General features: G+C 69.8%; 15 protein-coding genes. 7 read left to right on the forward strand and 8 right to left on the reverse strand.

Annotated elements, in window-relative coordinates:
- The first annotated feature begins 830 nt into the window (after positions 1-830).
- The 7 genes from B1759_RS15635 to B1759_RS15665 all read left to right on the forward strand — a co-directional run bounded on the left by B1759_RS15635 (position 831) and on the right by B1759_RS15665 (position 6,250).
- Positions 831-2,327 carry a replication initiation protein gene (locus B1759_RS15635; RefSeq protein ID WP_233134431.1) on the forward strand — a complete coding sequence of 499 codons (1,497 nt, stop codon included), beginning with the start codon at positions 831-833 and terminating at the stop codon, positions 2,325-2,327.
- On the forward strand, positions 2,324-2,746 hold the full coding sequence (locus B1759_RS15640; RefSeq protein ID WP_158225303.1) for an antitoxin Xre/MbcA/ParS toxin-binding domain-containing protein: 423 nt from the start codon (positions 2,324-2,326) through the stop codon (positions 2,744-2,746). The genes B1759_RS15635 and B1759_RS15640 overlap by 4 nt, the downstream gene beginning before the upstream one ends.
- Before the next feature lie 158 nt (positions 2,747-2,904).
- Positions 2,905-3,654, forward strand: coding sequence for a hypothetical protein (locus B1759_RS15645; RefSeq protein WP_095516022.1), 750 nt, complete (start codon positions 2,905-2,907; stop codon positions 3,652-3,654).
- Positions 3,655-3,746: 92 nt separating this feature from the next.
- Positions 3,747-3,959: a hypothetical protein gene (locus tag B1759_RS15650; protein WP_095516023.1), complete on the forward strand. Its 213-nt coding sequence runs from the start codon at positions 3,747-3,749 to the stop codon at positions 3,957-3,959.
- A gap of 337 nt (positions 3,960-4,296) precedes the next feature.
- Complete coding sequence (locus tag B1759_RS15655; RefSeq protein WP_095516024.1) at positions 4,297-4,575, forward strand: hypothetical protein; 279 nt, start codon at positions 4,297-4,299, stop codon at positions 4,573-4,575.
- Positions 4,572-4,949 carry a hypothetical protein gene (locus tag B1759_RS15660; protein WP_095516025.1) on the forward strand — a complete coding sequence of 126 codons (378 nt, stop codon included), beginning with the start codon at positions 4,572-4,574 and terminating at the stop codon, positions 4,947-4,949. Before B1759_RS15655 ends, B1759_RS15660 begins: the two co-directional genes overlap by 4 nt.
- A gap of 212 nt (positions 4,950-5,161) precedes the next feature.
- A complete protein-coding gene (locus B1759_RS15665) occupies positions 5,162-6,250 on the forward strand; it encodes a site-specific integrase (protein WP_095516026.1) in 1,089 nt (362 codons plus the stop codon).
- 12 nt (positions 6,251-6,262) lie between these two features.
- On the opposite strand, the gene B1759_RS15670 is transcribed toward B1759_RS15665, so the two are convergent.
- The 8 genes from B1759_RS15670 to B1759_RS19825 all read right to left on the reverse strand — a co-directional run bounded on the left by B1759_RS15670 (position 6,263) and on the right by B1759_RS19825 (position 14,588).
- A complete protein-coding gene (locus B1759_RS15670; RefSeq protein ID WP_158225304.1) occupies positions 6,263-8,569 on the reverse strand; it encodes an ATP-binding protein in 2,307 nt (768 codons plus the stop codon).
- Positions 8,570-8,589: 20 nt separating this feature from the next.
- On the reverse strand, positions 8,590-9,438 hold the full coding sequence (locus B1759_RS15675; RefSeq protein ID WP_095516028.1) for a GSU2403 family nucleotidyltransferase fold protein: 849 nt from the start codon (positions 9,436-9,438) through the stop codon (positions 8,590-8,592).
- A complete protein-coding gene (locus tag B1759_RS19820; RefSeq protein WP_158225305.1) occupies positions 9,435-10,499 on the reverse strand; it encodes a MarR family winged helix-turn-helix transcriptional regulator in 1,065 nt (354 codons plus the stop codon). Before B1759_RS19820 ends, B1759_RS15675 begins: the two co-directional genes overlap by 4 nt.
- Before the next feature lie 71 nt (positions 10,500-10,570).
- On the reverse strand, positions 10,571-11,200 hold the full coding sequence (locus B1759_RS15685) for a hypothetical protein (protein ID WP_095516030.1): 630 nt from the start codon (positions 11,198-11,200) through the stop codon (positions 10,571-10,573).
- Between the two features lie 4 nt (positions 11,201-11,204).
- Positions 11,205-11,603 carry a hypothetical protein gene (locus B1759_RS15690; RefSeq protein ID WP_095516031.1) on the reverse strand — a complete coding sequence of 133 codons (399 nt, stop codon included), beginning with the start codon at positions 11,601-11,603 and terminating at the stop codon, positions 11,205-11,207.
- 40 nt (positions 11,604-11,643) lie between these two features.
- On the reverse strand, positions 11,644-11,994 hold the full coding sequence (locus B1759_RS15695) for a DUF6527 family protein (protein ID WP_095516032.1): 351 nt from the start codon (positions 11,992-11,994) through the stop codon (positions 11,644-11,646).
- Positions 11,991-13,445 carry a ThiF family adenylyltransferase gene (locus tag B1759_RS15700; RefSeq protein WP_095516033.1) on the reverse strand — a complete coding sequence of 485 codons (1,455 nt, stop codon included), beginning with the start codon at positions 13,443-13,445 and terminating at the stop codon, positions 11,991-11,993. Before B1759_RS15700 ends, B1759_RS15695 begins: the two co-directional genes overlap by 4 nt.
- 45 nt (positions 13,446-13,490) lie before the next feature.
- Entirely contained in the window at positions 13,491-14,588 is a 1,098-nt protein-coding gene (locus B1759_RS19825; RefSeq protein WP_158225306.1) for a multiubiquitin domain-containing protein, read from the reverse strand.
- Positions 14,589-14,675 lie beyond the last annotated feature (87 nt).

The raw sequence follows: 14,675 nt of genomic DNA on the forward strand, positions 1-14,675 counted from the left end.
CACGGACGCTGGGCGCTGGGTGGACGGGCTGCCCGCTGCTCGGTCGGAGCCCGCGAACGGCGCCCCGAACGCGAGGCCGAGAATGACGGCCTGGGCGGCGAGGCGGAGACGTCGAGGGGTGAGGGGGGGGGGGGGGGAGGGCACGGTGCGTCATGACACGTCGCCCGTCCAGCGCGCTCCGCGTCCGTGGCGGCTCACGTGTCCGGACAAAAACTGCCCAGCCCCTGAGCCTCAGCCACCGCCCGTCGCGCTCCCCACTTGACGCCCGACCTCTCGGGCTCTCTTTCCCATCCCTCTCAAATCAGCGACGCGACGCCCTCGTCGTCGTTTAATAGAGTTTAGAAGATGTTTAATACGTTTAAGGGTCGCCATCCCGTTGCGGCCCAACGAGATCCGGGGACAAAGGTACCACTTTCCAGGGCGAAAGGTACCGGTCTACGGGGCGAGAGGTACCACTCTACGGGGCGAAAGGCACCGGTTTCCAGGGCGAAGGGTACCGGTTTCCAGGGCGCCCGCAGCGCGTCGGCCTCAATCTCTCAAAATCGGCCTCTAGATAGTCGTGAGACCCGATTCTCGACTCCTCCACACGGGGCCAGGACTGAAAGGTACCGGTTTACGGGGCGGACAGGTACCAGTTTACGGGGCGGGACCCGAAAGGCACCGGTCTCCAGGGCGCAGACCGCCTCTGGCGGCGCCGTATGGGGCAATCTGCCCGCGAGAGGTACCGGTTTACGGGGCGGGTCCAGAAGGGTACCGGTTTCCAGGGTGGGGGGACACCGCCCGCTCGCTGCTTCCCGGGTGGCGGCGTCGCTGGGGTGCGGGCGATGAGCGTGATACCTTCCACAGATCCCCGCCCTGTCCACGAGCACGGCGGCTCCGCGCTCGCCATCGGGCGCCCCTCCCGCGCGCTCCCGTCGCGCCCGAGGCGGAGCCGCCTCCAGACCATCATCGAGAGCCGCGTCACCGGAGCCGAGCTGAAGAAGCACGTGGGGGCGATCCACGTGAAGGCGCCGCTGTCGCTGCTCCAGCGGAAGCTCTCGAACGTCCTCCTGCTCAACGCCTACGAGGAGCTCCCCGACCCCTCGGTCAAGGAGCACGAGATCCCCGTCCGCGTGCTGGCCGAGGTGGCCGGGTACGACTCGAAGGACTTCGCCTACCTCCGCGACGCGCTCCGTGCGCTCGTCGACTGCCGGGTCGAGTGGAACGTGCTCGGCGAGGACGGCGAGGAGGAGGAGTGGGCGGCGGCCTCGCTCCTGGCCCAGGCCAAGACGAAGGGCGGCGTGTGCCGCTACGTCTACGCGCCCGACCTCCGCGAGAAGCTGTACCGGCCCGAGGTCTACGCCCGGATCAACCTGGCCATCCAGGCCCGGTTCGGGTCGGGCTACGCGCTCGCGCTCTACGAGAACTGCGCCCGGTTCCGGAAGGTCGGGACGACGGGGTGGATCGACCTCGAGACGTGGCGGGACTTGCTCGGGGTGGGGGAGGACCAGTACCGGGCGTTCAAGGCGCTCCGCCAGAAGGTGCTCGCGCCCGCGATCCGGGAGGTCAACGAGTTCTCCGACGTCCGCGTCGAGATGGAGACGCAGCGGCAGAAGCGGCGGATCGTCGCGCTGAAGTTCGTGGTGAGGGAGGCGCCAGAGGGCGGCCCGGCAGCCGCGGCGAAGGGGCTCGGGCCGACGCTCCGCGAGGCGCTGGGCGCCGAGGGCGCCCCGGACCCCCGGTCCGCGGCCCCGGAGCCCGCCGAGGTCCTCCAGGACCACCCGCGCGCCGAGCTCCAGCGGCGCCTGCTCGGCTTCGGGCTGACCGAGGCCCAGGCGCTCGACCTCTCGACCGAGTTCCCCGAGGCCCGCGTGGCCGCCAACCTCGACCACGTCGAGGCCGAGGTCGCGCGCGGGCTCGCGTCCGGGGGACGTGAGGTCAAGAACGTTGCTGCGTTCACCGTCGCCGCCGTCCGGGGCGACTACGCGAAGGGGGCTGCGACACCGGACGTGGTCCTGAAGGCGTCGGAGCAGAAGGAGAAAGCGGCCACGGCCGCGAGGGCGAAGCAGGAGCGGACAGCGGCGCAGAAGGAGGCCGCAGCCAGGGCCAAGCGCTCGGCTGAGGAGCGCCGCCAGCGCGCGCTCGCCGAGGCGTGGGACGCGCTCTCCGACGACGAGCGGGCCGCGTTCACCGAACGGGCCGTCGCGCGGCTCAAGGGCGAGGCCCCGCAGGTCCACCGCTGGTACGAGGAGGAACTGGGCGCGGGCAAGGCGGTCGGCGAGATGCGCCCGGCCGTCCGCTCGACGCTCCGGTCGTTCCAGCACGAGGAGATGGGACGGCTGCTGTGACGGACCGTTCGGCCCCGACGCTCCAGAACTCGTTCCCAGAGTTGGGCTACGGGGTCGCCGGCGTCGTCCGCGCGCTGAGGGACGGACTGCCCACCTCGCGCGTGGACGCGCTCGCCTCGGCCTTGGGCGTCTCCACGGCGCGGGCCGCTGGGTCTCTCGGGGTGTCGGCCTCGACGCTCGCGAGGCGCCGACGGGCGGGGCGACTCACGCTGTCCGAGAGCGAGCGGGCCTACCGGATCGGTCGGCTCGTCGAGCGGGCCACGGAGGGGTTCGGGAGCGCGGGCGTCGGCGCGGAGTGGCTGAGGCGGCCGAACTGGGCGCTCGGCGGCGAGCCCCCCCTCGACTACGCCGACACCGAGTCCGGCGCGCTGGAGGTGAACCGCGTCATCGGCCGGATTGAGCACGGGATTCCGTTGTAGCGGGAGCCACAGTCGTCCTCCCGTGGGCGGGAAGGATCGGCGCGCCGGGCTTTCATCCTGGGACGGGGTTTCACCGCGCGGTGAAACGTGCTCGTGGGGTGCGTTCAGCGCCCAGCTTCTCAGGGCCGCCGCTTGGAGCCACGTCCTACCTTCCGTCCATGTACGACGACGAAGACCGGGCCTCCGACGCGGCGTGCCGCGCGCTCCTGGACCACGCGCTCGAGGGCGAGCGGGCGTGGATGGACGAGCTGGCGCCGGGCGACGTCCCGAGCCCCGCGATCGCTCCGCTCGTCGACCGAGGGGCGGCCGAGTTCAAGGAGCGCCCCTTCCGGGTCCGGTGGCTCTCGTTTCTCGGGGACATCCTCTGGGACGTGTTCTCCGACAACAACGACGTCGTCGGGCCGAGCGGCGAGCGCTACGACCTCGGCTCGTTCCGGGGCAGCGGCGGCTTCATCGCCGACCACCTCAACGACCGGCTGGCGGACGAGGGGGACGGGCACGGTCCTCGGTGGAGCCGGAGCCCCTTCGGCTACCTCGACTTCTACATGGGGACGCTCGGGCTCTTCGGCGACGGCGAGCTCGACGAGCGGGGCTCGCCGTTCTACGTCCGCGTGTTCGAGCGGCTGCGCGAGCGCGGGTGCGACTGGCGCTACGCCCCGCCCGCCATCGGCCTCGTCCGGTTCGACCAGCCGGGCGAGGAGGCGGACGACCCCGCGCGGTACGACCCGAATGCGGCGCTCGCGGCCCAAGCGGAGCGCGACGAGGAGGAGGAGCGGCTCGGCGAGTTCGCCCGCCAGCTCGCCGAGGCGAACGCCAAGGCGTTCGAGCGGGCCGCCCGCGAGCCGCCCCTCGTCGTCCGGGCCTACCGCGAGGTCTACGGGGAGTGGCCGGTCTACGTCCGCCACTGACGGCGACCGACGGAGTTGTTTAAATAGAGCCGGGCTGCCCACTCCGGCAACACCAGCCTTTCAGACAACCGCTCCGCCCTCCCCCTCGCCCCATGATTTCGACCGACGACGAATACCAACGCGCCCTCCGGCGCTTGAATGAGGACGCCGCCACGCTCCGCCGCCAGCGCGCGGCGCTCGCCGAGTCGCGCCTGAGTGGGGACGAGCTCGACCGGGCGATGGCGCCGCTGCTCTCGTTCCGCGCGGGCCTGGAAGAGGAGGTCGAGGCGTACGAGGACGGGCGGCTCTCCGGCTCCGAGGGGTGATCCCCATAATTCTACCGCGTCGTTCGTTACGCACGGCGCGTTACGCGCGCTGCGTAGTGGTGAGGTCGGGCGGTCCGGCCTGCCACTACGGTGGCATGCCACCGTAGTGGCAGGCGGCGACTCCACATCGCGAGATGTCCTGCAGATCGGTAGTCCGGGACGGCCCGCGATGGTAGTGTAGGGGGGGCTCCGAACAACGGGGCGGGCTTCAGACGCCGGACAGGTCTCGGGGGGGAGCGAGCGAGTGGTGCTCAAGCCAGACGTGGTTGTGCCGATACGAAGTGGGACCGTCCCACCGTTCTTCGTACATTGACCGCTCTCGCGAGCCCCGCGTCCTATGCCTGCCACTGCCGACTACACGGCCAAACTCGACACGAAGCGCCGGATCTTGCTCCGCGGCGACGACGCGCTCTACGATCAGTACCAGGTGCGTCACCGCGACGACGGGGTCATCGAACTCCGGCCTCAGGTGACGGTCGACGTCGCGTCGATTTCGGCCCGGACGCTTGCGACGATCGAGCGCTCGATGGAGGCCCTGGAGCGAGGCGAGGCTTCAGCACCCGTCGACCTCGACGAGACGTTTCCCGGTCTCGATGACGATGGGGCACCCGCGTGACGTTCGCCATCCGCATGGGGGTGCCCGACATGGCCGCCTTCAACGACTCGATCACGGCGAAGGCGCGGGCGGGGACGCTCGACCGCGACGAGAAGGCGCTGTTCAAGCAGTGGCGGAAGGCGCTGGGCCACCTCACGCAGAACCCTCGGCACCCGGGCCTGCGGACGCACGAGATCGAACCGCTGAGCGCGCGGTTCGGGCAGAAGGTGTTCCAGTCGTACCTCAACCAAGGCGACACGGCGGACCGGCTCTACTGGGTCTACGGCCCCGGCCGCGGCGAGATCACGGTCGTCGGGCTCGAGCCGCACCCGGAGGACCGGAAACGGGGCGGGTACGAGCGGGTGTCGCTGTCCGGGCTCCCTCCGAGGGGATAGCCATTATTGCAGATACGCCCCATTCACGGTGAGCGTCACCACCAACCGGGGCGGGTCGTTGGCGAGCGCGGCGTGCCGTGTCTTGCCACCCATGCAGCCTTCGTTTCCGATAAGGACAAATTATCGGAAAGAGATAAGGCGCCGAAGCCTACCTTCGGGTCGCCGCTCTGATGTCTCCGAGTGGCCTGAATATGCAATAACAGCCATACCCTGTGTCCGCTGACCTCGTCTCCCTCGGCGCCGACCATCTGCCCGCCGCGCTCGAAGCGGACGCTGAGTCCGCCCGCCGGTTCGCCGAGGCCGCCCGCTCCGACGCCACGCTCCGGGCGTACCGCTCCGACTGGGCCGACTTCGCGCTGTGGTGCGCAGGCCGCCAGCTGCCCGCGATGCCGGCCACGCCCGAGACCGTCGCCTTATATATAGCGTCTCGCGCGGAGGCCGGACCCGAGGGCGACGACGGGCGGCCGACGGCACCGCTGAAGGTGGCCACGCTTGAGCGGCGGATGGCGGCGATCTCCCAGGCCCACAAACTCGCCGGCGTCGAGAGCCCGGCGCTCCGCTCGCGCGAGCCGCTCCACTCCGTCTGGGCCGGCGTGGTCCGCACGCTCGGGACCGCGCGCGAGAAGGTGGCCCCGGCGCTCGCGGCCGACGTCGTCGCCATGGCCGCCGTGTGCGACGAGGCGGTCCGGCTGGCGGAGACGTTCCCCGACGACGCGGCGCCCGGCGCGGCGCTCCGGGCGCGACGGGACAAGGCGATGCTGCTGGTGGGCTTCGCCGCGGCGCTCCGGCGGAGCGAGCTCGCGGCCGTGCGGACGGAGCACCTCTCGTTCACGCCCGATGGGCTCCGGCTCCTGATCCCAAAGTCGAAAAGCGACCAGGAGGGAGCGGGCCAGGTCGTCGGCGTGGCCTACGGTTCGCGGGTGGAGACGTGCCCCGTGCGTGCGGTCCGGTCCTACCTCGCCGCGGCCTCGCGCGAGCTCGCGGACCAGGGGCGGCCCTCCCCCCTCTCGGGGCCGGTCTTCCGGTCGGTCGACCGCTGGGGGCGGCTCGGTCGGAAGGCGATCACGGGACGAACCGTCGCGAACGTCGTCAAGCAGCACGCCGAGGCGGCCGGGCTCGACCCCACGCTCTACGCCGGGCACTCGCTGAGGGCGGGGTTCGCGACCACGGCCGCGCGGGCCGGGAAGTCTGACCGGGCGATCCGGAAGCAGACGCGGCACAAGAGCGCCGCCATGCTGGCTGAGTACGTCCGCGAAGGGAGGCTCTTCGACGACAACGCGAGCGAGGGGATCGGACTCTGAGGGCGTCCCGGCCTACGTAGAGCGGAGCGTATCGAAGAGGGAGTCAACAGGATCGATCTGCTTTTGTGGATCGGACGATGGCGCCGGTTTCTTCTCTGGAGACGAGGTAGCCCGTTCGGCCTCGCGAGCGGCGCGCTCGACGTTCTCCTGTTCTGCGTCCGCCTTGGCCTGATCGAACGCTTCTACAACATCGTCTGGCAGCGTCCGGTCGAGTTTCTCTGCGATCTGGACGACCTGCTCTCGGAACGACTCGATCATCTCGGGGTCGTCGCGGTAGTTGCTGACAGCGGCGTCAACCTCCTCTTTCGCTACTCGCTCGAATGCGTCGCTGACCGCTTCATTGAGCTGCTCTGTCAGCCTAGGGTCCCACCACCCCGCATCGGGCATCGCGTCGACGAGGCGCCCGAACGTCTCGGCGTCGTACACCTCGTCGCACGCGGTCTCGAAAGCCATGGCTTCGCTCTGTGGAGTGGAGATCCGGCCCTTGTACGGATGGTACTGGAGGGCGTCGAGCAGGTCGACGATCGCGTCCTCATGTGACTGACACAGTTCGATCTCTTCGTAAGCCGAACTCACGAGGGACTTAAGAACCGCCTCGGCATCCGCGCGCGGAAGGGCGCGGAAGGTGCGGACCGCGAACGCCGCTCGACCCGTTGCGCCTTCTGGTGCTCGGCGGTGCGCCCGGCCCGGTTCTACGGAGAAGTCAAGTCTCGCCGGCTGGACGCCGAACGTCCGTATGAGGGCAGCACGTGCGTCCTCCGCGCTGGCGATGCGCCTCAGGACCAAGTAGTGCACCTGCTCGAAGAACACCGCGGTCGCCAGCAACGATCGGGCTTCGTGGGGCCGTCCTGCCAACCGAGCCTCGACGTAGTCCCGGATGGACGGGTTATGAAAACGGGCGACGTAGCGCCCGTTCACTTGATGGATCGTCGCGACGAACGTGCCGTCCAATTCTCTCAGAGCCTCTCGGAAGTCCTCCGGGGCGGTCGGCTGGCGGTGTTGCCGAGAGCGGGCGGTATGGAGAGGCCAGAAGGCGCGCTCCAGATCGTCGAGGAGGACCCCGCTCGGCAGGGAGGCGAGCACGGTGAGCAAGTGCCGCGAGGCGAGCGACACATGGTTCTCGTAGGCGTGCCTCCAGAGTTCATCGGGGCGGTCGAGGGCGCGGACGAACCTCTCTGGAAAATGCGCCGGGGGCGTGTCCGGCTCGACGATCCCAGGCGTCGTCATCCAGTCGACGATGCGCGGGCTGAAGTTAGAATGCTCCACGATCTTCCGGTACGCCCGCTCCTCGAGGAGGGCCTCAGCGTAGGCCCGGTCCAACCCAGAGTGGAGGAGGTGGTTGTACAAGATCCGGGCACGGTGGAGTGTGTCGTATCCCTCCAACTCCACCGTGCACTTGGCCCAGTCCACGCCCGGTCGGTCGAGCCGTTCGTGAGCCGCGCGGGCCTGGCGGAGGATGTACTCTCGCGTCGTGAGGATGAGGCGGGTGTTCTCAGAGCGCCGGACCTCTGCGAACAGCGCGAGCAGGTCGCGGTCCTCGTTCCGCTCCAACGACTCCAGCGCCGTCATGCCGAGGAAGTCGTCGAAGTAGAGGGCTTGGTACTTCGACGTGTCGAGCACCTCCAGGGCTTCGGACACCGTCCGGTTCAGGACGACGAGCTCGTATCCCCGTCCGACGAGATCGGCGGCGAGGATCTCGGCGAGGGTCGTCTTCCCGACCCCTGGGATGCCAGCGATCACGCAGTAGTGGAGCTGGTCGAGAAGGCTTCGAGCTTCGCCGAGGCTCGGGTGCGGGACGTAGGTCCGGAGCGTGTCGGGGAGTCCGTCGGACAGAATCCTCGCTCGCTCGAAGAGTCCTCCGTTGAGCACTCGCTGGAGCACCGCCGATGAGGTGAGCCAGAGACGTGGGTGGCGCCTCTCGACGTGGGCGTGGTCCCGGAGCAGACCGTTGATTTCCTGTGGGCCGATCACGTCCGCCGGCGTTCGTATGAACGGGGAGAACGCCTCAATGACCTCGCGCTTCCTACCGGGGTTCATCGGCAACGACGTGACGAACACGTACCGACCGAGGCTCAGAGACCGGACCTTTGGGACTTCTTGGGCGACGGCCTTCTTGAGATCGCTCCACGTCGACCCCGCGTAGTGCTTGCACTGGACGACAGTGGTTCCTGCCCCCGACCGCGCGTACCGTAGGTCAACCCCGTCGTCGCGTCCCGCGGAGAACGACTCGAGCGGTACGCCCCACTCCTCCTGGAGAAGATCGCGCACCAGATCCTCGAAGTCGACGCTCGAGAGCGCGGAGAAGGTATATGCAGGCATGCTACACGGCTGTCCAGGTGTCAGTCCCCGACCACTGCCTCGACGAACAGCACGAGGTCGCCAACAGCGTCGGCCACGTAGGCGTCGTCTACCGCTCCTGCACGGAATCGTGATGCGCCGCGCGGGCCGAGGCCCTGCTCTGAGAGGAAGTCGGCCTGGAGCACGGCGAGCGCGGCCGCCAGCGCGGGGTGGTCGCCGAGGGCCACCCATCTCGCGGCGACGGCGTCGGGCCCGCCCGGCCAGTTCCGGACGACGTAGACGAGGTCGTAGGCGTCCTTCTCGCTCCCCCGGTTCCGAAACGCGATGGCCTTGAGGACGACGAAAGCGGCGGGGCCGCAAACCCGGACGGGGCGTTCGGCCGCGTCCCCATCGAGCGTGGTGCCGGAGACCACGCGGGCCTCGGCGTCGTCAAAGGCGAGGCGGAGGCCGAGCGCGCGGAGGGCGGCGAGGTCCTCGGTGAGGTGGAGCGTGCGGCCCCAGTCCTGCCCATCGGTCTCCGTCTCGTCGATGAGGAAGTCGACAACGACGGACTCCTCGACGCGGGCATAGCGCCAACGCTGCTTGGTGGGGTTGCCCTTTTCGTTCGTGTCTGGTTCGAAGCCCCGGTCGCGGAGACGCTCGGCGAGCTCGTCGTAACGGTCCTCGTCAACGACGGCGAGGCGGATGCCGAGGTCGACGTCGACGGACCCGACGTGGGCGTCGTCGCGGGCGGCGGCCTCGGCCTGGTCGACGAGGAGAGACGGGACCAAGCCACCCACGAGGACTACGTCGTCGTGGAAGTCGCCGAGGGCGACGAGAACCTGGAGGAGCGTCTGCCGGGTCCGTTCCAGCTGCTCCGGGGTGTAGTCGGTGGCGTAGGGAGTGCTCACGAGGCAGGCGGCGGCGGGTCAAGGGCGAGGGGCCGGAGCGCGTCCTGGAGTTCCGGGCCGCGCTCGGAATCGTGCTCGAGGTCGACGTACGTCTGAGCCGGGGCCACGCAGCGGAGGCCCTTGACGGGGCGGACGCCGTCGAAGACGCCGCGGTCGTCAGGGACGAGGAGGCGGACGTTGGGCGCGCGGGTGTCCGTGCGGAACCCGGCCTCGGACGCGACGGCGACCGGGGTGGGGTGCTCGTCGCGCGTGACGTAGCACGTCACGAGCCGGAATCCGGCGGCCTGGGTGTAGGCCCAGGCGGCGGCGAGCCCCGTCAGCGCGTAGGAGATTCCGTCCCGGTCGAAGACGTCGGCCAGGCGGCGGGCGCGCTCCTCACCGGAGCGCCCCGGGAGGTGTCCCGTGATGACCTCGTGGCGGAAGGCGTTGCCGTCGGCCCAGGCGTCGAGGAGGCGGGCGGGGTCGTGGGCTGTGATTAGTCCGTCGTTGTCGCGGTAGACGAGGTCGGCGTTGAGGAGCCGTCGGACGAGTCGGCTCACGTGGCCCGCGTCGAGATCCGTGGCCTCGGCGAGCTCCTTCTGAGTCCAGGCGGCACCCGGCGACGCAAGGAGAGTGCGAGCAAGCCGGGCCGACTTCGGAGCGAACGCGTTGCGCGGCCGTCCGCGCGTCTCGAACGCATTGGGTCGGCCTGATACGTGGACGTAGAGGTCTCCGCCTGGCGTATGCGAGGTGACGTGGGCGTTCCCCGAGAGGTCGGCCCACGCGACGCCCTCGGACTCGCAGCGCTCCGCACCAGAAGGGCTCATGTGGGGGACGACGACGAGCGGGGCGGCGCCGTCCATGGACTGCCTACGGAGGTGGGCCAGCGCCGCCTCGATGGACGTGGGACTCGGGTCCCCCTTCACTTCGACGAGGAACACGTGGGGGCCGACATGCACAACGGCGTCCAGGCCACCCCTCCCCTCCTCTACGTCGGCATGTGACGAGGCTCCCGTCCAGCGCTCGAAGAGCTGGGCGAGTGCGCGGGGGGCGTCGGCTTCGGAGAACGGCTGGGAGGACACGATTGCGCAAATAGCACTCAGTTGCCAATATAGGCAATCCAGCCGGTTTTAGACAACCCGAACCCTGTTGATCAGCGCCGGTAGGTGAGCAACCGGCGGCCGTGACGGAACACGTCGGCGATGGGCTCCGCGCGCGAGCAGTCGAACCCCGCATGGACCAGAAGCCGCTGGACGTCCTCCGACGAGACCGCGACGTTGTGAGCGGCGCAGTGGCGAACGAAGTCGTAGAACCGCTCCCAATCGTAGGGGTGGAGCCCGGTCATGTTGGCGCATGAGACGAACCGCTGGAAGACGTCGGCTGCACCTGGGGGGAGTCTAGCGAGGGCGTCGGCTGGCTCGACCAGGAGGCGACAACGAGTCCCGTGCTCCCGGTTGAACGCCCTCAGCAGAGGGGAGAGGACGAGCTCCGCGGCCTCTACGTAGACCTCTCGAGTAGGCGCGACCGGTCCCCCGCCCCAGTCTTGAGCGCGGACCTCAACATCGGCCCAACTCCCGCGAGTTGAGGAGACGAGGAGCTGCGCGCCGAGCCCCCGGTACGGCACGTTTCGTGTCGGGCGAATGTTGAGGATCTCGAAGTCCGTGGAGTCGATGTCGTCGCGCCGTTCTGCGTCGTATCCCCCCAGCGTGGCCGCGAATCGCTCAACCTCACGGAGGAAGGCATGGGGGTCCGGCGATGCGTTGATGCGGATGTCGGGCAGCATCGGACTAGAGGAGGGGCAGACGGCTCCTGTCGTGTTCGGTCGCGTCGTCGAGGAGGTGAACCAGGTAGCCTGTCGCGGCCATCCCCCCAAGCCACTTCGCAGCTGGATCCGCAGTGGACTGGAGAAGGCGAGCAGTCCCCCATGCGAGGAGGCCGAAGGCCGTCCAGCTATGGAAGAACTCCCGATGGCGTGGCGTCGTGGCGGGTTCGAGGAGATCGGGCCACGTGCCCGCTACGGCGCCGATAGCGTAACCCGCGAGCCCGAGCGAGAGAGTGCGGCCGAGATCCGGCTGAAAAAACGGATCGATCTGCCGCCGCGCGTCTTGAACAGCGAGGTCGGTAACGCAGGCGACGAGGGCCGTGGCGGCGGCGCTGCTCTCGATGTGTTGTTGGCGGCGAGGCATATTGGGGCGAGTAGGGGAGGTCAAAGTAGGAGGCTCACCGTCAGCACCATGTCACCCGCCCGTCGCGGAGGATGAAGTGGCTCCGGCAGCCGCGGTGCCGCCAGACGGACGGCGAGAGCGTCGGGACGCCGCCATGAGACGTAAGCCGCCAGCGCGGGCGGTCGTCGGGAAGCAGGCTGAGCTGGATCGTCTCGCCGCACCCGCACGGGCACGAGAGGACGGCGTACCAGAGGTGGCCGCCCTCGCCGACGGCGACGATCTTGAGTGGATCGACCGCCTCGGGGACTTCGAAGGCGTGGTCGAGCCGGTAGCGCGGCGGCTCCGTTGGCTGGGGCCGAAACCGGCCGACGATCCACTGGAACGCACGGCCGAAAAGATTCCAGACTCTCATGCTGCGCGCCGGGTAGCGGTTGCCGAGAACTCCGGCATCCCCAGGAGCGGAGAGGTGTCGCCGCGCCCGACGAGCTTCGCCAGTGCGACATCCGGCTCGCCGTCTGCGTCAGAAAGGAACCGCGACTGCGAGAGGCTGATGCCGTTCCGGGCAAACTTTCGGTTGTCGTCGTCGCGGAACGGGTGGAGCCGAGCGAGCAGCTCGTTAACCGCGAGCGAGGCGTAGAACGTGTTCACGCTGACGACGGCCGGGCTCCCCTCCTGTACGCCGATCACGTACTTCTCCTCGAGCTGGGACTCGTACAGCTCGGGGTCGGCGCGGCGGAGGTGGGCGGCCTGGAGCGCGGTGGCCGAGTAGGCCCCTCGGCTGAGGAGGCTCGACCCGCCAGGTTGGAGGTAGTGGACCGTCCCGTGGACGCCGTCGACGCCGCCCTGGCCGTCGGCGTCAAGGCGTACGCCGACATCAAGATACGGGAGCGCGTAGTGCGTCGCGATCCGGTTCATAAGGTCCCGACCGTCGACCGAGTCCACACAGCCGAAGAGGACGTCGGCGAGCGCGACGCGGCGGACCACGTCGGCGTCGAAGAGCGAGCTCTGGATCGGGACAACGCGCGTGCCGAGGTCCATGCGTCGAACGGCGTCCGCGAGCACCTCGACCTTCGGTCGACCGATGTCGGCACGGGTGGCGTTTAGGATCCGGTTGAGGTTCCGCTCCTCGACGAGGTCGGGGTCGACGAGGATGATCTCGCCGACACCGAGGCGGGCGAGCATTTCGACGACGGGGCTCCCGGTGCCGGAGGCGCCGACGACGGCGACCGAGAGGCGCGAGAGCGCGGCCGTCGTCCCCACCCCGAACGCCTGCGCCGTCCGCTCGGCGAAGCCTGCCACGCGGCCGAGCGCCCCGTCGCACACGGCGTCGCGGTGGAAAACCCAGAGGTCGTCGCCGGCGACGAGGACGCTTTCGACGGGGACGAACCGCGCGCCGCCCTCGCCGTCGTCGTAGGCCGCACGGGCGAAGACCTCTCCGCCCGGAAGCATGACAGCGCTCGCGTGCGGGCCGGGGTCGTCGGTCCGCCCCATGACGGACGGGAAGAGGTCGGCGTCCGAGGCGTCGTCGGTCTCGCTGAAGGCGCGGTAGCCGCCGGGGTGCGAGTGAACCTTGAGGACAGCGAGCCCGCGCCGCTCGGCCCGATCGAACACGTCGAGGAACGGCTCGACGGGCCACGAGACGAGGACCGGCGTCCGCTCGTGGCACAGGTCGTAGGGGACGGGGATGATGTCGCGGGCGGTGAGGACGTGGCGCGAGCCCCAGGGTCCCTCGTCGGCGTCGCCGATGCGGCGCCCGCAGAGGACGAGCGCGACGGCCTCGTTCCCGTCGCCGGGGAACAGGTGGTCGTAGAGGGCCGAGTGCTGACGGCCTGAGAAACGGAGGGACACAGAGGAGGTACTCATGGCGGGATACGGCGGGTGCAGATGGAATCGAAGTCGAGAGAGTGCTTAGGCGCGGCGGGGGCGCTTGACGAACTCCTGCGCGAGCCACTCCTCGACGAGCGCGAGGTGGGTCGAGACGTCGTCGAGGCCGGGCCGCCACGGGTTCTGGGCCGTCCGGTGGCGGCTCCAGCGCTGGAACGGGGTCCCGCCGATGACGAGCGTCGCGAGCGCGCCGATGGGCTGGCGGTCGGCGCGGACGACTGGCGGGTCGAAGTAGACCATGTCGATCTGGACCGTCGGGTATCCCGGCGGGATCATGAGCGCGACGGTCGCCGTGCGGGCCTGATAGCCGTCCGGAAGCGGGAAGTCGTGGACGAGGAGGAACTGGCGGCGGCCGTCGACAACGGTCTCCCAGGGGAGCCCGCGGGCGTCTAGGTGCTCGACGTCGTGCTCGGGGAGCGTGACCTCGCGCCGGAGCGTGGGGGCGGCGACGGCCCCCTCGTGCTGGTCGAGGGGGACCGTCATGAACCGCTCGACGCCGGGCGCGCAGAACGAGACGGACTCGTCGTAGCCAACCTTCTTGGCCTGACCGCCGCGGAGCTTCTGGTCGAGCCGGAACCGGGTGACGGGGTTCTTGCCCGCGAGCGCGAGGATCTCGCGGCCCGTCATGGCCGGGCGGTCGACGACGTGGCGCTGGCGGTCGACGCGGATGCGGTAGCGCTTGGCGCGGGGCGTCTCGTGGCCGTGCTCGGCGCACGCCTCGATGTCGACGGGCTCGTCGGCCTCGACGACGACCTCGGCCGTCGGCGCGGCGGCCTTAGCCGCCTCGAGGTCGGCGAGGACGCGGGCCTTGTCCGGGTGGGCGCGGCCCGCCGCGAGCGGCTCGCCGGTCGTCTGCTGGAACGCCCAGTCGAACCCGCCGTCCTCATCGGGGACGAGCTCGAACTCGGTCTCGGCGAGGCGGTCGGGCGCGCCGTCGAGCGTGCGGTCGTTGAGCGGGCTCTCGGCCGCGCGGCCGCGGAAGACGTAGAGCCCTGCGAGGCAGTCGCCGAAGTCGGCGTAGGGCTCGCCGGAGGTGCAGAGCGTGTCGCCGTCGGCGTTCAGGAGCTCCCAGTAGAATTGGGTGTCGTCGGAGGTGTGGAGGACGCGGAACGTGGCGTTCATCGTGTTCGGGGTCTGGAGAAGCGGGCGGGATTGCCCGACACCTCTCCAGTCGTGAGCACGACTCCAAACCGGAAGTCCAAGGCGAGG

This window comes from Rubrivirga sp. SAORIC476 (assembly GCF_002283555.1).
GTDB lineage: Bacteria > Bacteroidota > Rhodothermia > Rhodothermales > Rubricoccaceae > Rubrivirga.